The sequence below is a fragment of the Sphingomonas sp. HMP6 genome (assembly GCF_013374095.1).
Taxonomy (GTDB): domain Bacteria; phylum Pseudomonadota; class Alphaproteobacteria; order Sphingomonadales; family Sphingomonadaceae; genus Sphingomonas.
On record NZ_AP022672.1, the window covers coordinates 916,963 to 937,656 of the forward strand.

A 20,694-nucleotide genomic window follows, 5' to 3' on the forward strand; every position below is an offset into this window, starting at 1 on the left:
CTGGTTATGGATGGCTGGACTTGGCGTCCGCTTTGTCGCCTATTTGGCGATACCGAATCTAGGGGGATTGGAACGTTGGCAAGCAGCCCGATTATCGAGGACGGAGACGCGCCGGTTTCCGTCTTCCAGAGCGACCTTCCCATCGACGAGAAGCTGGACCGTGCGCGCACCGAACTGCTCGACCTGTCGGCGCGCAACCGCCTGCTCAACATGCCGCGCTCGTCCAAGGGGGCAAAGGCCGTCGAGATCGTCGACGAGGTAGGGCGTGAGGTGTTCCGTATCCTGGTCCAGGAGGCCAAGCCCTTGACCTTCCTCGCCGGAAAGGCGGCGGCGTCCGGCGACGCGGCTGAGGATCAGGAAACCGCGGAGGACGCCGACGAGATCGCCGACCTCGCGCAGCCCGAGGACGACGTCGCGGACGACCGGGGCGTCTTCTCACGTCATTCCGACACTAGGCTGCAGACCCGGCTAACGCCGAAGGGGCTGCAGAAGCGCCTGCTTGAACTCTACTTCGACGCGCGCACGCTCGAGGAGGAGCAGGGCGTCAACATCCTGTACCTCGCGATCGGCGCCTTGAAGTGGATCGATCCCGGCAATGCGGCGAACGTTCGCTTCGCACCTCTCGTTCTGGTCCCTGTGCAGCTCGAGCGCGGGAACGCGGGCGAGAAGTTCAAGCTGCGCATGCGCCAGGAGGACTACGCCTCCAATCTGTCGCTGGAGGCGTTCCTCGACAGGGTGCACGGCATTCGACTGCCCGCGTTCGAGGCTAGCGACGGGTTCGATCCCGCAGTCTACTTCGGCGAGGTGGCGGAAGCCGTCTCCGCGAAGCCTGGTTGGGAGGTCCAGCCCGACGTCATCGTGCTCGGGTTCTTCTCCTTCGCCAAGTTCCTGATGTATCGGGATCTCGACCCGCAAACCTGGCCGAACGGGGGGAAGATCACCGACCGGGCGCTCGTGCGCGGACTCCTTTCGGACGGTTTCGGTGGCAGCGAGGGCATGATCCCCGAAGATGCCAACATCGACCCCTTCATCTCGCCGTCCGACATGCTCCATATCGTGGACAGCGACAGCTCGCAGGCGCTGGTGGTGCACGAGGTCCGGCGCGGGCGCGACATGGTCATCCAGGGCCCGCCAGGCACGGGCAAGAGCCAGACGATCGCCAACATCATCGCCTCGGCGGTCGCCGACGGAAAGACCGTTCTCTTCGTCGCCGAGAAGATGGCGGCCCTAGAGGTCGTGAAGCGCCGCCTCGACGCGACCGGTGTTGGGGACGCCTGCCTGGAGTTGCATAGCAACAAGGCGAACAAGAAGGCGGTGCTGGAGGAACTGCGACGGACCTGGGAGCTAGGCGCGCCAAGACGTCAGGATCCCGGGAGCCTGCACGTCCGGTTGACGGAGGCTCGCGATCGCCTCAACGATCATGCGCGACGCATGCACGACACGCATCCCGCGTCCGGGCTGACCCCTTATCAGGTGATCGGCCAGCTCACGCGGCTGAAGCTCGATGGCGAGCGGCCGGGGGATCTGGCGCTCGTATCGCCCGAGACTTGGACAGGGGATGATTTCGCTGAGCGGCACGCGGTGGTCAGCGACCTCGCCGAACGTATCAGGGTCGTCGGCCGCCCTGCCGATCACCCATGGCGCGGGGTCGGCCTTTCTTCGATTCTTCCGACCGAGGTTGAGCGCCTTCAGGACCGGCTCTCTGCGATCATCGAGAAGGTTTCGGCGTTTGACGAAGCGCAGGCGGCGATCGCGTCCGAGCTCGAGCGTCCGCCCGTGCGCTCGATCGATGGCATCGGCGATCTAGCCGCGCTCGCGTCGCGCATCGCAGGCGCGCCGGCGATCGATGCCGCCGCCATGTCGAGTGCGACCTGGGCGGACGCTAGCGCCGCGATCGTTGCGTTGCTCGCCGTCGGACAGCGGCACGCTGACCTTGCAGACGCCCTCACGTCTGTGGTCGCCGATGCCGGTTGGGGGGCTGATCTCATCGAGGCGGCGGCCGCATTGGCAGAGCTGCCCGCAGGCTTCGCGCCCGAGGATTTCGTGCGCGTCGCAACGTTGTCGTCCTTATTGCCACGCCTCATGGCCGAGGCGGGCGGCCTTTCGCGGGCGATGGGTCGGGATGCCCCTACTTCCATCGAAGGGGTCCGACGGCTCGCCTCGATCGCCGAGCGCGTTGCCGTCGCTCCGGAAGGCGACGCTGCCGCCTTTGCTGCAGACGTATGGGAGGGCGGCGTCGAGCGGGCCTCCGACGTCGCTGAAGCGGTGGCGGCTTATGAGCAGGCGCTCAGTGCGGTCTCGGGCAATTTGACCGATGGCGCCTGGTCGATGGACCTTGCTCCGGCTCGCGCGACGCTCGCGTCGCACGGCACGGGATTCCTGCGCATTCTGAGCGGTGAATGGCGGCGCGCGAACAGGCTCGTGCGGTCCATTCTCACCTCTCCCGCGTCCACGCTTGATGGCACCCTGATGCTCCTGGACGCTCTGGCTAGGGGACAGGCGGCGAAGTTGAGCATCGAGAACGAGGAGGTGTTCGCCCGCGCGGCGTTCGGAGCGACGTGGCGTGGCGTCCGTTCGGCCAGCGCTCCGTTGACGACCGTAGTGGCATGGATGCGGTCGCTGCACGCCCTGGGCCCCGAACCCCGCATGATCGCCGCCAACCGGCCTGACCGCGTGGAGGTCGGAACGCGAGCCGAGCGGACCTCCGATCAGCTTGGTCAGGCGGCGCTACTGGCCGCCGATCTGTGGGCGGCGCTGGGTGATACGCGGACGGTGGCGTTCGGCGAGGCGCTTTCGCCGGACCGAGCCGACATCTCCTCTCTGATGGCGGTTGTGGCGCGGGTCCACGCGGCCGACACGGCGACCACGGTCGCCTTCGCAGATGTCGCAGCGGATCTTGAGATCCGGCGTCGACGCTTGGCGGATCTCATCGAGCAGCAGCAGCGGAACGCGATCCTCGATGAGCGGGCAGATCTGGGGCACGGCGCATTCGGCGGTGCCTGGCAGGGGGCACGGACGGATTGGGAGGCCTTAAGGGCGGCGGCCGATTGGCTGATCGGGAACGGCGACATCCGTCTGCTTGCCAGCCGGATCGCCGACCGTGCGGCGCTTGCAGCGTCGGCGGATCGGCTCGCGGCGGACGCAGCGGCAATTGCCCGAGACCTTGACACGGTCGCCGAGCAGCTCCGGCTCGATCTTCCGGCAGCTCTCGACGTATCACGGTTCGACATGGTCGAACTGTCCGTCCTGAATGCCCATCTGCGGCAATGGCACGGTTCGGGTGAGAGGCTGTTCCAGTGGACCGCCTATCGTGACCGGGCAGAGCGTGCGTCTGCTCTGGGCTGCGACGATCTCGTCGGCCGGCTGGCCGATGGGCGCCTTGGCACGGACGGCGCGGTGTCGGCGTTCGAGATGGCCTATTACGAGGCCGTATACGCAGACCAGATCAGGCGCGATCCCGCACTGGGCACCTTCGATGGCACCCTTCATGGTCGGCTGGCGCGCGAGTTCGCCGATATGGACCGGCAGCGCATCGCGTCCGCGAGCTTCGAGGTCGTCCGTGCGCACCACGACGGGGTTCCCGCCCGGGACGGCGGATCGGTGGGTCCTCTCGGAGTTCTACGCGCCGAGATAGCGCGCCGACGTGGCCACATGCCGATCCGGCGGCTCATGGAGAGGGCTGCTCCGGCGGTGCAGGCGCTTAAGCCGGTCTTCATGATGAGCCCGCTCTCGGTCGCGCAGTTCCTGGCGCCTGGGATCTTCGAGTTCGATTTGCTCGTCATGGACGAGGCGAGCCAGATCCAGCCGGTCGATGCGCTCGGCGCTGTCGCACGGGCGAAGCAGGTCGTGGTCGTGGGCGACCCCAAGCAGCTCCCGCCGACCGCCTTCTTTTCCAAGATGACGGGTGGCGGCTCCGACGACGACGAGGACTCCGGCACGCGGGTCGCGGACATCGAGAGCATTCTCGGGCTGTTCACGGCGCGCGGGCTCCCGATGCGGATGCTGCGCTGGCACTATCGCAGCAAGCACCAGTCCCTGATCGCCGTCAGCAACCGGCAGTTCTACGAGAACAAGCTGTTCATCGTGCCTAGCCCCTACACCGCCGATGCCGGGATGGGCCTTCGCTTCCACCGTATCCCGCAAGGCGTCTTCGATGCGGGCGGGACCAGGACGAACATGGTCGAGGCGAAGATCGTCGCCCAGGCGATCGTGGCGCATGCCAGGGATCATCCCGACCTCTCGCTCGGCGTCGCGGCCTTCTCGGCCGCGCAGCGCCGGGCGGTGCTGGATCAGCTCGAGGTGATCCGTCGTGGTCTGCCTCCGGAGGTAGAGAGCTTCTTTCAGTCGCACCCATCCGAGCCATTCTTCGTGAAGAACCTGGAAAACGTGCAGGGCGACGAGCGGGACGTCATCTTCATCTCGGTCGGCTATGGCCCCACCGTGCCGGGGGGCAGGGTGCCGATGCGGTTTGGTCCGCTTGGCACCGATGGCGGCGAGCGGCGACTGAATGTGCTGATAAGCCGTGCCAAGCAGCGTTGCGACGTGTTCGGCTCGATGTCGGACGAGGACATCGACTCCGACTTCGCCGCGACCCGCAAGGGTGTGCTTGCGTTCAAGCTGTTCCTGCACTTCGCCAGGACCGGGCGCATGACGATGGCAGAAAGCACTGGCCGCGACCACGACAGCGTGTTCGAGGAGCAGGTTGCCAGGACATTGCATGCCCGAGGGTATCAGGTTCACCGTCAGGTCGGCCTGGCCGGGTTCTTCATCGATCTCGCCGTCTCGGACGCTGAGCGTCCGGGGCGCTATCTCCTCGGCATCGAGTGCGATGGAGCGTCCTACCACGATGCGCGCTCGGCGCGGGAGCGTGACCGTCTGCGTCAGTCGGTGCTCGAGAGCCATGGCTGGACGATCCACCGCATCTGGAGCACCGACTGGTTCCAGCGCCCGAACGAGCAGATGGAACTCCTGTTGGCGCGAATCGAAGCGGCGAAGGCGGAGCACGATGCCGAGGCGGCCGGCAGCTCGCAGCGGCGCACCGTGGGCGTCGAGATCGTCACCGTGGAGCGGGAGGGTTTCACCGAGGTGGGCCTCGCGCCGACCGAGGCGGCGCCAGCCACGGCGATATACGAGGAGGCTTTGATCGAGCGTCCACGGCATCTGCTGTGCGAGCTTCACGACGCTCCACGCGGGGCGCTTTCTGCGCTTGCGGAGCAGGTCGTGAGGATCGAGGGCCCGGTGCATGTCTTCGAGGTGGTCAATAGGCTCCGTGACGCCTGGGGCCTCAAGCGCGCCGGCGGTCGCATCCAGGATGCGGTCGAGAAGGCGATCGACGTCTCAGTCCGCGAAGGACGGCTTGTCGAGGAGGGCGACTTCCTCTCCATCCCCGGCAAGTCGCCGAAGGTGCGGGATCGAACCGACGTGCGATCGCCGTCGCTCAAGAAGTCGGACAGCCTTCCGCCGGCCGAACTGGAGATGGCCATCCTGGCCGTGGTCCGTGCGAACTACGGTGCGACGGACGACCAGGTGATCCAGGCGGCAGCGCGGGCGGTCGGCTTCAAATCCACGAGCGGGCAGCTACGGGACCTGCTTAACGGGGTGATCGAAGGTGCAGTTGGCGGCGAACGATTGGCCCGGCGCAACGGAATGCTCGTGACCGGTGCCGCGGCCCCGTCGGTGGAGGCGGCCGAACGTCCGAAGAGCCCATTGTCGACGTTGATTCTGGGCGGGGAGGGCGAACGCCTTGAATTCAAGGAGACGCTCCGCTGGGACATCGCGCGCAGCGAGGTGAACCGAAAGCTGGAGGAAGTGGTCGTCAAGACGCTCGCCGGCTTCGCGAACCATTCCGGGGGCATCTTGCTGATCGGCGTCGCGGACGACGGCACGGTGGCCGGTCTGGACCGCGACTACGCCACGCTTGGCGGGGGAGGACGCGACAAGCTCGAGCTCCATCTAACCAATCTGCTAATAAAGCACTTCGGAACGGCGTTTCGTGCGTCCAGGATCCGGATCGGCTTTCCGCTGCACGAAGGCGTCGAGATATGTCGCATCGACATGGACCGCTCGAGCTCTGCGGCGTTCGTGTCCACGTCGGATCGTGCGGGTGTCGTCACCGAACGGTTCTTCGTGCGCGCAGGCAACTCGACCCAGGAGTTCGGGCCAAGCGAGACGCATGCCTACATAAGAGATCGGTTCGCGACGTAGACGGCGGGGGGTGGCGGAACTGTCGCGAGTCTCCATTGGCAAGGGCATGCCAATCGACTTCTACTGCTCGACGCTTGCATTGACGGCATGGCTGCAGATCCAACCGCTAGCGGCCGTCAGCGATGCTGCGACTTCCCATCCGCGACCTGTCCGAGGAACTTCGCGAGTTGCCGGACGGCGTCCGGCTCCGCCGCATAGAAGATGTTGCGTCCGGCACGCCTGGACGATGCCAGGTTGGCCCGCGACAGGATGAGGAGGTGCGCGGACATCGTGTTGCCGGGCGTACCGGTCCGCTCTGCCAGTTCGCCGGCGGTGAGGCCTTCCGGACCGGATGCTGCGAGCATCGAGAATACCGCGAGACGGGTCGGTTGCGCCAGCGCGCTCATCACGGACATCGCCGAAGTCTTTTCCATCCCTTTAGAATAGTCGAAGCGCCGTTAACCTCAAGGACGTCGTGGAACCGAATTCTCCGCGATCGAGCGAAGTGATTCAGAATGGGACGGACACAACCTACGTCACAGTTCTGGAACCGTTGAACTATAATTGTCGTTCCTTATATCCTGGCCACGGCCGCCGGCACCCCCATCGGGACCCGGGAGACGGCCGGGAAGGGAGTATGACGATGACCGCACTCATGCCGACGCGCCGGAGCAGCAACCTGGAGGCGCCCTCCATAATGAGGAACTACGAGGACCCGCTCGACCATGACACCGCGTCCGACCGCGCGATGCCCACGACGCGCCGCGGTCTCACCCGCCTTGCGCTGATCGCGGCCGAGACCGGAGCGCGGTTCCAGCGGGACGGAGAGGAGCACGACCCGATGACCTGGCTGCTCGCGCCGCGCCGGCTGTTCGGCGGCGGCACCGCGATCGACGCGGTGCTCGGCCGCGAGAACTTCATGCGTGCGCTTCTGCTGCACGGGCTCTCGATCGGCCTGGATGCCGAACCCGGCTTCATCGACGTTCTCGTCGAGGACGGTCCGGACGACGACGATGATGACGGCGGCGCAGACGCCGATCCGGACGACGACGGGACGTTCGGGTCGGACGACGAGGAGGGCGCGGATGCATCCGACCCGGACAGCGGCGCGGATCGGGAATGGAACGGCAGTGCCGCGGGCCGTGGTGGGCGTCCTTTCGGGAGCGGCACGAGGCGCCTCTTCACCGCGACGCTCGTCCACGAGGATGGAGCGACGACGCTGCAGGCGTTTCATGCGTCGATCTGCACCGACGCGATCGAAGCGGCGCAGCGCCTCGCCTGGCGCTACGGCACCGGTCCGGCGTCGGTCGCGGAGGTGACCATGGGCTTCGATCCGACCACCACCTTCGCAGAGGTGATGGTCTCGCCGGCCATCCGTGACCTGCTGCTGCTCATCGCCGCCGAACCCGACAGCCCGCTCGCCGCCGGCCTCGACCTCAACCTGGAACAGCGCTTCGCCGCCTGAGCCCTGATCCGGCCCGACGGGCGCCCCCCCCGAGAACCCGCCGCTCCAACATCCACGCCGCTGCCGCATCGTCCGCCCGGGCGAGGCGGCCCGCGTGCGCCCAGGAGATCGACATGAACGACAATGAAAAGTCAGTCGGACCGCGAGCCCGCGGGATCGTCGCACAACCAGACCGGGTTCGCGCCGTCCGACACGATTCCGAGGGCCACCCCTTGCGGCGCGACAGCGGCGACGCTTCGGCTCCCGATGCCGGAGCAGCCGGCCTGTCGCGGTTTGCCGAAGCGCTCGAAGGTCACCCCGAGTACCGGGTGCTTCGGCGTCTTGAACTGAAGGAGGGACATACAGGCCTCGGAACGTCCGACGCTCCCTTCATCGGCGTTTCCATCGACGTGGAGACGACGGGGATCGACCACGCCAGAGACCGGATCATCGAGTTGGCTCTCCGCCGGTTCCGCTACGACCGCGACGGTGTGATCGTGGCGATCGACCGTAGCTACGCTTGGCTTGAGGATCCGGGCCGCCCGATCCCGCTGGAGATCGCCAGGCTGACCGGGCTGACGGATTCCGTCTTGGAGAACCAGTCCATCGACGATGATGCGGCGGTGCGTCTTCTCCGGAGCGCAACCGTGATCGTGGCGCACAACGCCGCTTTCGACAGGAAGTTCGTCGAGCGCCGTCTGCCTGACGCCGCGGGCCTGGCCTGGGCCTGCAGCTGCAACGAGATCGACTGGCGCGGCTCGGGGTTCGACGGGCGGGCGCTCGGTTGGCTGCTCGGCCAGGCCGGCTGGTTCCACGACGGCCACCGCGCCGGCGAGGACGTCGACGGGGTGATCGCGCTGCTAGGGCACCGTCTCGCCGACGGCCGCACCGCGCTTGCGGCTCTGGTCGAGCGGGCAGACGCGAATTCGTGGGTCCTCCGCGCGCGCGGCGCCGCGTTCGAGGTCAAGGATCTGCTGCGTCTGCGCGGCTACCGCTGGGACGCCGAGCGCAAGCTGTGGTGGCGCGAGGTTTCGGACGCCGACCGGATGCAGGAGGAGTTCTGGCTCGCCGGCCACGTCTATTCCGCCGAGGCGAACCCGAAGGCGCTCGGCCCGGACTTCGTCCGCATGACGAGGTTCGAGCGCCATCGATGACCGTCAGGATCCCGGCGACGGGTCCGCCGCTGACGCCTCCGGCCGTGTTGCGCTGGAGCGCGCGCGATCCCAGGTCGGCGCGATCCGACGGCTCGCTGACGTGCGGATCCTGCGGGCGTATCGCTCGTATCTCCGGTCGACGGTGCGTCTGGTCTCGCCCATCCTCCTCCGCGCGCTGGAGCTGGAGCAATTGCGGCTCGACGAGGTCGTCGGACGCCTGCGGCCGCCCGCCGGATGGCCCTGGCCCGTCGGAACGGCGCACGAGCTCCGACACGCCCGTGCGACCGCGGTCGATCGGGACCGGGTTCCCCCCGAAGTCGGTGCACCCGGTCCGTGGCTGCGTCCGGACCGGTCCGTGGATCCGACCGTCCACCGCTCCGGCGCAGGCCTCGCGGTCCGATGGGCGTCGGGTCGCCCGGCTGGACTGCCAAAAGTCCGAGTGCACGGCGATTCCCTGGAGGTCGTGATGGACGTCGGCCCGTTTCTGCTGACCAGCGTGCACGGCCTCGGCTTGCTGAGGATCGATGGTCGCCGCGCCGGGACGCTCGCCGACGATTGCATCGGAAGCCCCGTGCATCGGCTCGTCGACCATCCGTTGTTCTGCGGCCAGGGCTGGACCGTCGACCGGATCGACTACTCCCGCCATGGCACCGGGTTCTCGACGCTGGTCTTCGCGACCGGCCAGGAGCCCCTGAAATTGCCATGGGGCGCCTGATGCCGAACCGGCGGCGCGGGCCGCGCGAAGGACGCTTCAGATTTGTTGAACGAATGACCGGCTAGGACCGGAATGACTTCGAACCGCGTCGCGGCGACTCGCGGCGCTCAGGGGAGACTAGAGATGGAACCCAGGCACAAGGACTATCGGAGCGCTGCCGCTTTCGACCCGTTTGCAATGCCGCCGGAGGATCTTTTCGAGGGTCTCCATCTGGCGCTCGAGCTGATGCGCGACAACTGCATCGGTAACGCGGAGATCATGGCGGATCCGCGAATCGGCGCCGGCCGCTGCTACCTGATGAACGCATCGCCGCGCCTTCGAGACTTGCTCGACGTGGACGGCTGGGCGTCGCTTCCCGACCACGAGGCGATTGGTCTCCCCAAGGGTCTACTCTTCATCGAGGATCCGGTCACGCTCCCGCAGTCGGCGCCGCTCACGCTCGCCCACTTCGTCGCCAAGCACTACGTCGACGACCTGCGGCTCATGTTCGATCGCGCTGATGGCGCCTTCTTTCCCCGCGCGGTCTCCCGGCAGCCCGACGCGTGGGTGCGCGGCGAGGATGGGCGCAGCATCGTCGATGCGATCGTCGAGGATCAATACCTCTGGCTCGGGGTCAGGACGCCGCTGATCGTCGCTGACCGGCTCGAGGTCCGCACGCGCCACGAGCTCGGCCGCCTCAACCCGAAACGGGTCTCCGCGGGCCGGACGGAACTGTTGCCGCCTTCCATCTCGACGATCCGCAGGCGGCTGAAAGAGCTGGACCTCCGCCACGGATGGGCCGGAGGCCGCAATCCGGCCTTCGTCGATGACGGCGATGATTTCCGCATACCCTGACGACATCCCCGGGTTCCGGCTGACACGGCGGGCCGGTGCCGGCTGCGACATCGTCGAACAACGAGGAGGAGAGAGAATGAAGAAGTCCAGGGAGATGGAGGCTGGTCGGCCGATGACGCGCCTCGAGCGCGCCCGCGTCGTTCGCGAGGCTGTCCTCGCGATCTCGCCGACCCATGGCCGTTGGGAGGAGCTCCAGCTGGGCGCCGCCGATCAGGACCGGACGAACCGCGTGTGGACGGTCGACTCCGGCCAGGGCTGGACGGCTCTGGTCGACACGCGGTTCACCCGTCCCGCGCCCGTCCTGCGCGGGGACGATCTCCACGCGTCGACGGTCGCCGGACTGAAACCGCCCGAGACCCCGGACCAGTGCATCGACGTCTACTGGGGGACCGTCGGAAAGGTGGTGTCCATCTCGCGGACCGATGGGGTCGATCGGCTGATCGGCTTCACGGCCGGACCGTGGGAGGCGGCGTTCGGGCTGACGGAGCAGCCATGGCCGCCGGCGATCGCCCGACGGTTTCAGAAGAGTGCTGCATGATGGCGCGGCCGAAGCGGATCGGGCGCGATCGCGGGCCTTCCGGCGGCATTCCACGTCGTCTCGGAGCTTCGCGTCCTTGGGGCGCTCCGGGCGTAGCGGGGAGTATCGTCCTGTGAAGAGGCCTCCTTTCGATCTCGGGTATCCGCAGCATGAGCGGATCCTGGCGCGGTCTTACGCGAAGTTCCGCGAGGTGAGGGACGAGGCCGGACGGCTGTATCGGCCTCCGTCGCGGGACTGGAACAAGCGTGTCGGCTTCGGAGCCGTTTACGCGGTGGGCGGGATGCGCGACGTCGGGCATCTGCTGAGCAACTGGTGTTGGCGCAGCGCGAGGGAGACCAATTTTCCGTCTTGGCTCGCGGCGTCCCGTTTTGACGACGATCCGGGTCATGTTTTGCCCGGTCTGACCTTTAGCCAGCGGGTCGCCGTGGCGGTCGCCTTCGCCGAGGCGGCGAACACCGTGCTGAAGCCGACCGATGGGGAGTTTCGCGCCCGGGCCCTGGAGGTGGAGGAGGCGACGGCGGCGCGCCCGGCCGGGTTCTACCAAGGCGACGATGCGGACGTGTTGGCGATCGACCTCATGATCGGCAGGTCCAACCATGCGGTGATGGACGTGCTCGTTGAGAAGGTCTGGCGGGAAAATCCCCTGCAAGGCTCCAGCAACTTTGTCGCTCAGGAGCATGTCCGGGTATGGCTCCTCGTGGAACGCCTGAACGCCGCCCGCATGCTGCTTGCCCCGGAAGCGAAGCCGGTGAGGCTGCCGGGAATGCCATCGACGCTGAAGCGTCTGAAAGCTCATTACGAAGCATGGTTCCAGGATCAGGTGAGGATGACTGAGGCAGCGAAGGCGCTCGCGGGCGTGGGTCCTGACGCGGCCGAGGGGAAGAGCTTCCCGTCCGTCGATGACGCGGTCGGGTGCGCGGCACCACCGGGCGGGGACCCGTGAATTTGCGGGTAGAACGTCGTGCGGATCGCGGTGTTGAGGTGCAGGTCGGCCACGACCTCCTCCAGAATAGCAGACCGACTGTGAAGGCCGGCCGCGACGCGGGCGTCGGAAAGGATGCGGACTTCCTAATGTAATTTCGCATCGTGGTCAGCCGTCGTGACGATGCGGAGCGTGGACAGATGCCCCTTCAATTTGCCGGCGTTGCCGATCTCTGCCTTGACCACGCCGAGCGAGAAAGTGTCGTGGCGCTTGCACTGGATGCCGGTACTTTCGCCGATGATATCTGGGCCGTAGATGTTGATGCCCGCCTGCTTCTGTCCAAGGCATCGGTTCTTCAGGAGCGTGGGGAAGGGCCAGGCTCGGCGGTAGGAGGCGAGGACGATGCCCTTTAACTCCTGCAAATGCGTTGGTTGCGGCAGCGTCATTGCGTTCAGAGTTGGTATGACCCGGCTATAATCGAGATGGACCGGGAAAGCGTTATTGGCCTTTTGGCAGTTGGGGATCGTGCAACTCCGCTTCAGCCAGCGCCGGAGGGGCATTCGGAACTGCCCCAGGGTGGTTAATTGCGGTAGAATTTTCATATCCCTAGCGCCGAAGAAATGGCAGAAATCCGCCGAATGACACCATAGGTTGTCCGAATGACAATGTCAGGTTGTGCCAGCGTCATTGAAAACATGGTGGACGCACTTGGGCTCGAACCAAGGACCCGCTGATTAAGAGTCAGCTGCTCTACCAACTGAGCTATGCGTCCGAACCCTGCAGTCTGACGAGGCGCGTGGTGGCGCGACCGCTTCGGGAGGCGGTCGGTTAGCAGCGTCGTCGCCCGATGCAAACCCTTTTTTTGCATTGCGGTACGAATTCGACGTATCCCGTGCCTTACCAGCCGGGCGTCTTGCGGTTGCCGCGGTCGATCGACATCAGGATGCCGAGGCACAGCATGAAGGTCATCTGGCTCGATCCACCGTTGCTGATCAACGGCAGCGGCACGCCAACCACCGGCGCCATGCCCATCACCATCGCCATGTTGATCGACACATAATAGAAAATCGTCGCGGCAAGCCCCGCTGCGGTCAGCTTTGCGAAGCGCGATTGTGCCTGCAATGCCGCGGCCAGCCCCCATTGCACGATCACGAAGAAGGCCAGGATCAACAGCACGCCGCCGACCAGGCCCCATTCCTCCATCATCGTGGCGAGCGCGAAATCAGTATGACCTTCGGGCAGGTAATCGAGGTGGCTTTGCGTACCGTTCAGGAAGCCCTTGCCGAAAATGCCGCCCGATCCGATCGCGATCTTCGACTGGCTGATGTGATAGCCGGTGCCGAGCGGATCGCTCTCGGGATCGAGGAACACGAGGATGCGGTTCTTCTGATAGTCGTGGAGGACGAAATTGATCGCAAGCGGGATCGCCGCGCCCAGCGCGAGAGCACCGGCAATGAACAGGCGCAGCGGCACGCCCGCCAGGAACATCACGGTCACGCCGCCGATCGTGATCATCAGCGCAGTTCCAAGGTCGGGCTGCTTCATCACCAGCGCGGCCGGCAGCATGATGAGGAGTGCCGCGGGCCAAATCGCCCCGAAGCGGCGCGTTTCATTGGGGGGGAGCATGTCGTAGAATTTGGCGCAGGCGAGCACGATGCACGGTTTCATCAGCTCGGACGGCTGCAAGCGGATGAATCCGACATCGAGCCAGCGTTGCCCGCCGCCGCGCACCGCACCGACCAACTCAACCAGCACCAGCATCACGCACAGGACGCCGTAGGCGGGCAGGGCGATCTTGCCCCACATGTCCTCTCGCACACGCGAGAGCACGATTGCACCCGCCAGCAAGATGAAGAAGCGAACACCCTGCGACAACGCCCAGGGTCGAATATTTCCCCCCGCCGCAGAATAGAGCACGAGCAGATCGAAGCAGCCGATCGCGAGAACCAGCAGGAGGATTTTCCACGGGAGCTGAGCCAGCGGCGCTGGCACGAAGGCTAGCCCATTGGCGGGGCGGGTGCTCATCGCGGATCGCTTTCGGTCGTTCCATCCTCGGCAACGGTATTGCCCGGGGCGGCGGTATTGGCGAGCGCTTCGGACGCAGCAACGTCTGCCGCGGTGGCGGCGCGCACGGCGGGGGCGTCGGTCGGCGCGGTGGCGTTGAGCTCGGTCTGCGCACCGACGGCGAGCGGTGGTGCGCCGGCGGCCGCGCGGTACGCGGCGCTCTCGGCCGCCATGCGCGTCTTGATATCGCCACCCCAGGTCGGTTCGGCCTCGGCGAGCGATGCGAGCGCGCGTTCCTTGTCGAACAGATAGGTCATGATGTCGCGACCGATCAGCGGGGTGTCGAGGTTACGGACGGTGTGCCCGCCATGCTCCAGCACGACGGCGGCGGCATAGCGCGGCGCATCGGCCGGCGCGAAGCAGACGAACAGCGCGTGATCGCGCAGTTTAAAGGGCAAAGCGGCGTTCTTGAGCACGCCGGACCCACGTTCCGCCATCGAAATGCGGCGGACTTGCGCGGTGCCGGTCTTGGCGGCGAGCGTTACGCCGGGAACGAGAAGCCGCGCCGCCCCACCTGTGCCGCCTTCGTTCACCACCCCGTACATGGCGTTCCGGACGAGCTGCAGATGGTCCGGCGACACCGAAAGCGGCGGCGGATTGCGGTGGACATGGTCGGCCAGAATGCTCGGCTGCACCGCGCGCCCTGAGGCAAGACGGGCTGCCATGACCGCAAGTTGCAACGGATTGGCCAGGACATAGCCTTGGCCGATCGAAGCGTTGAGCGAATCCGCGACGGTCCAGCCGGTCTTGTACTTGCGCAATTTCCAGGCAGTGTCCGGCATGGTGCCGAAGCGTTGCGACCCGAACGGCAATTCGAATTTCTGACCCAATCCGAGCGATCGCGCGGTGGGCGCGATGTTATCGTAACCCAGCCGGCGGACCATTTCGTAGAAGTAGATGTCGCAGCTTTGCATCACTGCCGTCTTCATATCGAGCGCGCCGTGCCCGTTCCGCTTGTGGCAGTGGAAGACACCCGTGCCGACGCGCAGCGCGCCGGTGCAATTAACGCGCTGGTCCGGGCTCACCCCCGCTTCGAGCAAGGCGAGCGCGTTCATCGGCTTGACCGTCGAGCCGGGCGGATAGAGGCCCTGCAGAACCTTGTTCATCAGCGGGATATGGTCGTTATCCGACAGCATTTTCCATTCGAGATGGCTGATCCCGTCGGAGAAGCTGTTCGGATCGTATGCCGGCATCGATACCATCGCGAGCATCTCGCCGGTGTGGCAATCCATCACCACGACCGATCCCGATTGCGTACCGAGCCGTCGCGCCGCATAATCCTGCAAGCCGATGTCGATCGTAAGCCGGGCGTTCTTGCCAGGTTCGTCGGGCTTAGTCGCGAGCTCGGCGACGAGCTTGCCCCGCGCGGTGACCTCGACGCGCTTTTGCCCTGCGACCCCTCGCAGGGTTGCTTCGAGTGTCTTTTCGAGCCCATCCTTACCGAGCTTGAAACCAGGCGTGACCATCAGTGGGTCGCGCGTCTGCTTGAATTGCTCGGCCGACGCCGCGCCGACATAGCCGGTGAGATGCGCGACCGCGGCACCGGCCGGGTAACTGCGGGAGAAACCGCGGGTGGGGGCGACGCCCGGCAGTTCCGGGATGCGCACGCTGACGGCGGCGAAGCGCTCCCAATCGAGATTTTCGGCGACCTGCACTGGCTGGAACCCCGCCGCATGCTTCAAATCGGTGGCGATGCGCTCCATTTCCTCGGGCGGTAGCTTGAGAATGTCGCGCAGCAGGCCGAGTACCTCCTCCTTATTCTCGAGCCGATCGGGGATGATATCGACACGGAAATCGGTCCGGTTATTGGCGATCGGCGCGCCGTTGCGATCGACGATCCAGCCGCGCCGTGGCGGCACCAGCGTCATGTTGACGCGGTTGCTTTCGGATTTGAGCGTGTATTGTTCATTCTGAACGATCGCGAGCCAGCCCATCCGCCCCGCGAGCGCCAGCCCGAATACCGCCTGGGCCGCGCCGAGCGCGAACGTGCGCCGCGAGAAGCTGTAGCTTTGCGATGCTTCGGTCACCAAGCGCTGGGATTGACCGAACAGCGGGCTGTTCATGTGTCATCCTCAGCGCCGACAAGCATCGCGCAAAGCCGGGCGGCGAGCGGGAACAGCAGGACCGATATCGCAAACTGGAACAGGAGCACCGTATCGACATGCGCATAGATCGGCGTGGTGACGAGGCGTCCGAGGATCAGGCAAAAGCCGATCGACCCGGCGGCAATCAGCCAATCCTGCCAGAAATCGCGATAGACGACGCGTTGGTCGATCAAGTCGATCATGAAAAAGCAGAGCGTCCAAAACAGCATCGCACTGCCCAAAGGCTGCCCGCTGACAAGATCGTCGAAAAGGCCGAGCGGGAGCGGTGCCCAGACGCGCAAACTTTCGGTCCGCGTCAATCGCCATCCGAGCAGCATCAACAAGCCGAAGGGCGGCAGAATTTGCACGCTCGCAATGATCGGCCATAGCGTGAGCGCCGATCCGGACAAGACGGTCAGGGCGGGCACGAAGCGCGCGAAGCTACGGTCGGGCGCCTCGTCGAAACGGCCGCGCACCGTCCTCATTGCGCGGGCCTGCCGGCCGGGGGCATTACCGGCGGCGCAGCGGCAGGGGCAAGATCAGGAGCAGGGGACGGCGCGGGCGATGGCAGAAAAGCGCGTTGCACGATCGCGTAATCGACCGTGTCCGGCTGCGCGAAGCTGCGGCCGATCGCTGCGTCGCGACCACGTCGGATGATCCGCGCTACCGGCACGTTGGGCGCATAGATCCCGCCGATCCCGGACGTGACGAACACATCGCCCGGCCCGAAATCGGTCGTCGCGAAGGCAACCGACTTGACGTCCATCAGCCCGTCGCCGCGCCCGGTGGCGAGCGCCGGCATGCCATCGCGCGTGCGGCGCACCGGCACCACGCTTTCGGGGTCGGTCAATAACAGCACGCGCGCGCTGTTCGGCCCGGTTTCGAGAATGCGCCCGATCAGACCCTCCGGGCCGCGTACCGGCTGCCCCGGCTCCACCCCCTGCCAAGATCCGGCGTTGAGCACGCCGAAGCGCCGCGTGCTGGAGGCCGAGGAGCTTACCAGCCGCGCCGTAACCACCGGTTCCGCGATGCGTTCCCGCACGCGCAGCAACGTCACCAAGCGGCGATTGTCGTAAGACAAGGTCCGTGCCCGCATGAACAGCGCATGTTGATCGGCGAGTTGCTTGCGCAAGACCTTGTTCTGATCGCGCACCGCGAGATACTCTCCGATGCCGCCGGGGATCGACCCGAACCAGCGTCCAACGCCCGAAATGCCCGAAGAGATCGGCGTCGTCACCTCGCCGACGCTCGCGCGCAGCGCGGCAAAGGCGGGCGGATCGAGTGTCGAAAGCGCGAGCAGGACCGCGCTGACGAGCGCGCCCGCCACCGCGATGACATATCCCAAAAAGAGGCTGTATTGCGCCCGCCGCGAAAAACCCGGGCGCCGAGTGCGAGGCGGCGCCATTCTACCCCCATCCTAAAGCCCGAGGGCCGCCAAAAAAACGTCTGTCCGCTGTACGCGATGTAGAGCGGCGTGAGTAGGGGGAACCCGTGGTTCCGCGCGATCCACGTTTCAGATCGGTGCGCGCCGCACCGTATTGACTACGCGCTGTGCAGGACGCCGCGGAACACCGGATCCTCGAGCGCTCGCCCGGTGCCGAGCGCGACGCAGGTGAGGGGATCGTCGGCGATCGTGACAGGCAAGCCAGTCTCGTCGCGCAGCACCTCGTCAATTCCCTTGAGCAACGCGCCGCCGCCGGTGAGCACGATGCCCTGATCGACGATGTCCGCCGCCAATTCTGGCGCGGTATTCTCAAGTGCGATGCGGACGCCCTCGACGATCTGACCGACCGGCTCGCTCAGCGCCTCGGCGATCTGGCCCTGGTTGATCTGGATTTCCTTGGGTACGCCGTTGACCAGATCCCGGCCCTTGACGTTGATCGTCAGGCCGATGCCGTCCGCCGGCGGCTTTGCGACGCCGACTTCCTGCTTGATCCGCTCTGCCGTGGCATCACCGATCAGGAGGTTGTGGTTGCGACGGACGTAAGAGACGATCGCCTCGTCCATCTTGTCGCCGCCAACCCGGACCGAGGTAGAATAGGCGACGCCGCGCAAGGACAGCACGGCGACTTCGGTCGTGCCACCGCCGATATCGACCACCATCGAACCGATCGGCTCGGTCACCGGCATGTCCGCACCGATCGCGGCTGCCATCGGTTCTTCGATCAGCCACACCTGGCTCGCGCCCGCATTCGATGCGGCATCGCGGATCGCGCGGCGCTCGACACTGGTCGAGCCGGATGGCACGCAGATCACGATTTGGGGATGCGCCCACGGCATCGGCTTCTTGCCGTCATTCACCTTGCGAATGAAGTACTTGATCATGTCCTCGGCGACATCGATGTCGGCGATAACGCCGTCGCGAAGCGGACGGATCGCCTGGATGCTGTCGGGGGTCTTGCCCATCATCAGCTTTGCGTCATCGCCGACCGCTTTGACGCGCTTCACGCCGTCGATCGTTTCGATTGCGACCACGGAAGGTTCGTTGAGCACAATGCCCTTGCCGCGCAGATATACGACAGTGTTCGCAGTTCCGAGATCGATCGCCATGTCATGGGATGAAAAACGGAAGAGATTCGAGAAAAAGCCCATGGATCGTTCCGTTTCACGTCGGACTTGAGAGATGCCGACAGGTCGCACAATTACCGTTGTCGCTTACATCCGGGGCGTTCAGGGCGGGATAGCCACGCTCTGATATTCGGTTGAATGCGGGTCGCGGGATGCCGTCGCTTGGGCTAGAGAAAAACCTATGTCAATACGCCGCCTGCCCGAACATCTCGTCAATCGCATCGCAGCCGGTGAAGTGGTCGAACGGCCCGCCAGCGCGTTGAAGGAACTGGTCGAAAACGCGATCGATGCAGGCGCGACCCGCATCGCGATACGCCTTGGCGGAGGTGGCACCGATCTTGTCGAGGTGACCGACGACGGGTCCGGCATGACGCCGTCCGACATGGCGCTCGCGCTGGAGCGGCATGCCACATCGAAGCTGCCCGACGAATTCATCGAAAACGTCGCAACGCTCGGATTTCGCGGCGAAGCGTTACCCTCGATTGCGAGTGTCGCGCGGATGACCTTGGAGAGTCGGCCACGCGGGAGCGAGGGTTGGACGCGGGTGGTCGATAATGGCGTCTTGGTGTCGGAAGGGCCTGCCGCGATTCCCCCCGGTACGCGGGTCCGGGTCGAGGCGCTGTTCGAACGCGTGCCGGCGCGGCGCAAGTTCCTGCGCTCACCCCGCAGCGAATTCGCCGCGTGTATCGATGTCGTCAAGCGTCTCGCCATGGCGCGGCCCGATATCGGATTCTCGGTCGAGCATGACGGGCGGCGCTCGCTCGGCGTGACGGGCGGCGAAAGCTTGCCCGACCGGGTCGCGGCGCTGACCGACCGCGGGCTGGTGGACAATGGCGTCGGGGTGGATTTCGTGCGCGAAGGCATCGGGCTGGGCGGGATTGCGGGCCTGCCGACCTTCAACCGCGGCGTGGCGGATCACCAATATCTGTTCGTCAATGGTCGCCCGGTGAAGGACCGCCTGCTGATCGGCGCGATTCGCGGTGCCTATGCGGAGATGATGCCGCGTGATCGCCATGCGGTGGTCGCGCTGTTCCTCGACGTGCCGCCCGATGCGGTCGATGTGAACGTGCATCCGGCCAAGACCGAGGTCCGCTTTCGGGATCCGGCGCTGGTGCGCGGGCTGATCGTCAGTGGTTTGCGGCGCGCGCTCGATGAGGCCGGGCACCGGTCGCAGCACGCACCGAAAGAGGCGATGGCGGCGTGGAGTAGCGAACCGCTGGAAGCGGCTACACCGTCTCCCTCTCCCGCCTTATGGGGAGAGGGCCGGGGAGAGAGGGAGTGGGAAACACCCCGCTCGACCAATCCATACGCGCTCAACGAACGTCGCACCTTCTTCACCCCACCGCCGCAAGCGCGCGCTGAACCCGCCTATGCGCCGCCCCCCGAAACCACTGATTACCCGCTCGGCGTCGCACGCGGACAGGTCGCCAAGACCTATATCGTCGCCGAAAGCCCCGACGGGCTGATCCTGGTCGACCAGCACGCCGCGCACGAACGGCTCGTACTGGAGCGGATGCGCAAGGCGATGGCGAACGGTGGCGTGGCGTCGCAAGCGCTGTTGCTCCCCGAAGTGATCGAACTCGACGAACCGGCATGCGACCGGCTGGAAGCGCGCGCGGCGGAGCTGAGCGAGTTCGGGCTCGACCTCGACCGCTTCGGCCCGCGCGCGATGTTGGTGCGCGGCGTGCCCGCGATGTTGGGGCAGGGCGACGTGATCGGTCTCGTCACCGATCTCGCCGACGAACTCGCCGCCTTCGACGAAGCGTTGAGCTTGAAAGAACGCCTCGACCATGTCGCCGCGACGATGGCGTGCCACGGTTCGGTCCGCGCCGGGCGGGTGCTGTCGGTCGCCGAGATGAACGCGCTGCTCCGCGAAATGGAGGTCACGCCGCATTCGGGCCAGTGCAACCACGGTCGCCCGACCTGGGTGAAGCTGGCGCATGGCGATATCGAAAAGCTGTTCGGACGCCGGTAAGTCTTTCAGGCTGATTAAACCAAGCGCACGCTTTCAACGATTCGCCGCTAAAATAAAACGACTCATCGTATTGAAACCATTTGGGCGCATACGCATTTGAAGGTGGACGGTTCTGGTTTTCAGACCCCCAGCACAAAGTGACGCCCCAATGACCAAGGTTCTTCCCGTTTTCCTCGCTCTCATCCCGTTCGCGGCTTTGGTGAGTGCGTGCGT

General features: G+C 65.8%; 15 protein-coding genes and 1 tRNA gene. 8 read left to right on the forward strand and 8 right to left on the reverse strand.

Going from position 1 to position 20,694, the window contains the following annotated elements; genetic code table 11:
* Positions 1–75: 75 nt before the first annotated feature.
* Entirely contained in the window at positions 76–6,204 is a 6,129-nt protein-coding gene (locus HMP06_RS04655; RefSeq protein ID WP_197940725.1) for a DUF3320 domain-containing protein, read from the forward strand.
* A 116-nt stretch (positions 6,205–6,320) separates the two neighbouring features.
* On the opposite strand, the gene HMP06_RS04660 is transcribed toward HMP06_RS04655, so the two are convergent.
* On the reverse strand, positions 6,321–6,617 hold the full coding sequence (locus HMP06_RS04660) for an ArsR/SmtB family transcription factor (protein ID WP_176496050.1): 297 nt from the start codon (positions 6,615–6,617) through the stop codon (positions 6,321–6,323).
* Positions 6,618–6,826: 209 nt separating this feature from the next.
* Between HMP06_RS04660 and HMP06_RS04665 the strand changes: the two genes are divergently transcribed.
* The 6 genes from HMP06_RS04665 (at position 6,827) to HMP06_RS04690 (ending at position 11,811) form a co-directional block, all read left to right on the forward strand.
* Complete coding sequence (locus tag HMP06_RS04665; protein ID WP_176496051.1) at positions 6,827–7,648, forward strand: hypothetical protein; 822 nt, start codon at positions 6,827–6,829, stop codon at positions 7,646–7,648.
* A gap of 113 nt (positions 7,649–7,761) precedes the next feature.
* Positions 7,762–8,781: a 3'-5' exonuclease gene (locus HMP06_RS04670; RefSeq protein ID WP_176496052.1), complete on the forward strand. Its 1,020-nt coding sequence runs from the start codon at positions 7,762–7,764 to the stop codon at positions 8,779–8,781.
* Positions 8,782–8,881: 100 nt separating this feature from the next.
* On the forward strand, positions 8,882–9,496 hold the full coding sequence (locus HMP06_RS04675) for a hypothetical protein (RefSeq protein WP_176496053.1): 615 nt from the start codon (positions 8,882–8,884) through the stop codon (positions 9,494–9,496).
* A gap of 177 nt (positions 9,497–9,673) precedes the next feature.
* Entirely contained in the window at positions 9,674–10,330 is a 657-nt protein-coding gene (locus tag HMP06_RS04680) for a hypothetical protein (RefSeq protein ID WP_232089867.1), read from the forward strand.
* Positions 10,331–10,406: 76 nt separating this feature from the next.
* Positions 10,407–10,868, forward strand: coding sequence for a hypothetical protein (locus tag HMP06_RS04685; RefSeq protein WP_232089868.1), 462 nt, complete (start codon positions 10,407–10,409; stop codon positions 10,866–10,868).
* A 112-nt stretch (positions 10,869–10,980) separates the two neighbouring features.
* Positions 10,981–11,811 carry a hypothetical protein gene (locus tag HMP06_RS04690; protein WP_176496056.1) on the forward strand — a complete coding sequence of 277 codons (831 nt, stop codon included), beginning with the start codon at positions 10,981–10,983 and terminating at the stop codon, positions 11,809–11,811.
* 125 nt (positions 11,812–11,936) lie between these two features.
* Here HMP06_RS04690 and HMP06_RS04695 read toward each other — a convergent pair whose 3' ends face one another.
* The 7 genes from HMP06_RS04695 to HMP06_RS04725 form a co-directional block, all read right to left on the reverse strand.
* Complete coding sequence (locus HMP06_RS04695; protein ID WP_176496057.1) at positions 11,937–12,392, reverse strand: hypothetical protein; 456 nt, start codon at positions 12,390–12,392, stop codon at positions 11,937–11,939.
* Between the two features lie 94 nt (positions 12,393–12,486).
* A tRNA-Lys gene (locus HMP06_RS04700) sits at positions 12,487–12,562 on the reverse strand.
* 125 nt (positions 12,563–12,687) lie between these two features.
* Entirely contained in the window at positions 12,688–13,815 is a 1,128-nt protein-coding gene (gene rodA / locus HMP06_RS04705) for a rod shape-determining protein RodA (protein WP_176496058.1), read from the reverse strand.
* On the reverse strand, positions 13,812–15,917 hold the full coding sequence (mrdA, locus tag HMP06_RS04710) for a penicillin-binding protein 2 (RefSeq protein WP_176496059.1): 2,106 nt from the start codon (positions 15,915–15,917) through the stop codon (positions 13,812–13,814). The genes rodA and mrdA overlap by 4 nt, the downstream gene beginning before the upstream one ends.
* On the reverse strand, positions 15,914–16,423 hold the full coding sequence (mreD, locus tag HMP06_RS04715) for a rod shape-determining protein MreD (protein ID WP_176496060.1): 510 nt from the start codon (positions 16,421–16,423) through the stop codon (positions 15,914–15,916). The genes mrdA and mreD overlap by 4 nt, the downstream gene beginning before the upstream one ends.
* Positions 16,420–17,343, reverse strand: a complete 924-nt coding sequence (gene mreC / locus HMP06_RS04720) for a rod shape-determining protein MreC (RefSeq protein WP_176496061.1) — start codon at positions 17,341–17,343, stop codon at positions 16,420–16,422. Before mreC ends, mreD begins: the two co-directional genes overlap by 4 nt.
* Before the next feature lie 137 nt (positions 17,344–17,480).
* A complete protein-coding gene (locus HMP06_RS04725) occupies positions 17,481–18,530 on the reverse strand; it encodes a rod shape-determining protein (RefSeq protein WP_176496062.1) in 1,050 nt (349 codons plus the stop codon).
* Between the two features lie 157 nt (positions 18,531–18,687).
* On the opposite strand from HMP06_RS04725, the gene mutL reads away from it, so the two are divergent.
* On the forward strand, positions 18,688–20,481 hold the full coding sequence (mutL, locus tag HMP06_RS04730) for a DNA mismatch repair endonuclease MutL (protein ID WP_176496063.1): 1,794 nt from the start codon (positions 18,688–18,690) through the stop codon (positions 20,479–20,481).
* Positions 20,482–20,694: the final 213 nt, after the last annotated feature.

Coding starts and splice junctions, on each gene's coding strand:
- mutL (WP_176496063.1), top strand. CDS start 18,688: ATGTCAATACGCCGCCTGCCCGAACATCTCGTCAATCGCATCGCAGCC.
- HMP06_RS04725 (WP_176496062.1), bottom strand. CDS start 18,530: ATGGGCTTTTTCTCGAATCTCTTCCGTTTTTCATCCCATGACATGGCG.
- HMP06_RS04695 (WP_176496057.1), bottom strand. CDS start 12,392: ATGAAAATTCTACCGCAATTAACCACCCTGGGGCAGTTCCGAATGCCC.
- HMP06_RS04680 (WP_232089867.1), top strand. CDS start 9,674: ATGCCGCCGGAGGATCTTTTCGAGGGTCTCCATCTGGCGCTCGAGCTG.
- mrdA (WP_176496059.1), bottom strand. CDS start 15,917: ATGAACAGCCCGCTGTTCGGTCAATCCCAGCGCTTGGTGACCGAAGCA.
- rodA (WP_176496058.1), bottom strand. CDS start 13,815: ATGAGCACCCGCCCCGCCAATGGGCTAGCCTTCGTGCCAGCGCCGCTG.
- HMP06_RS04660 (WP_176496050.1), bottom strand. CDS start 6,617: ATGGAAAAGACTTCGGCGATGTCCGTGATGAGCGCGCTGGCGCAACCG.
- mreC (WP_176496061.1), bottom strand. CDS start 17,343: ATGGCGCCGCCTCGCACTCGGCGCCCGGGTTTTTCGCGGCGGGCGCAA.
- mreD (WP_176496060.1), bottom strand. CDS start 16,423: ATGAGGACGGTGCGCGGCCGTTTCGACGAGGCGCCCGACCGTAGCTTC.
- HMP06_RS04685 (WP_232089868.1), top strand. CDS start 10,407: ATGAAGAAGTCCAGGGAGATGGAGGCTGGTCGGCCGATGACGCGCCTC.
- HMP06_RS04670 (WP_176496052.1), top strand. CDS start 7,762: ATGAACGACAATGAAAAGTCAGTCGGACCGCGAGCCCGCGGGATCGTC.
- HMP06_RS04665 (WP_176496051.1), top strand. CDS start 6,827: ATGACCGCACTCATGCCGACGCGCCGGAGCAGCAACCTGGAGGCGCCC.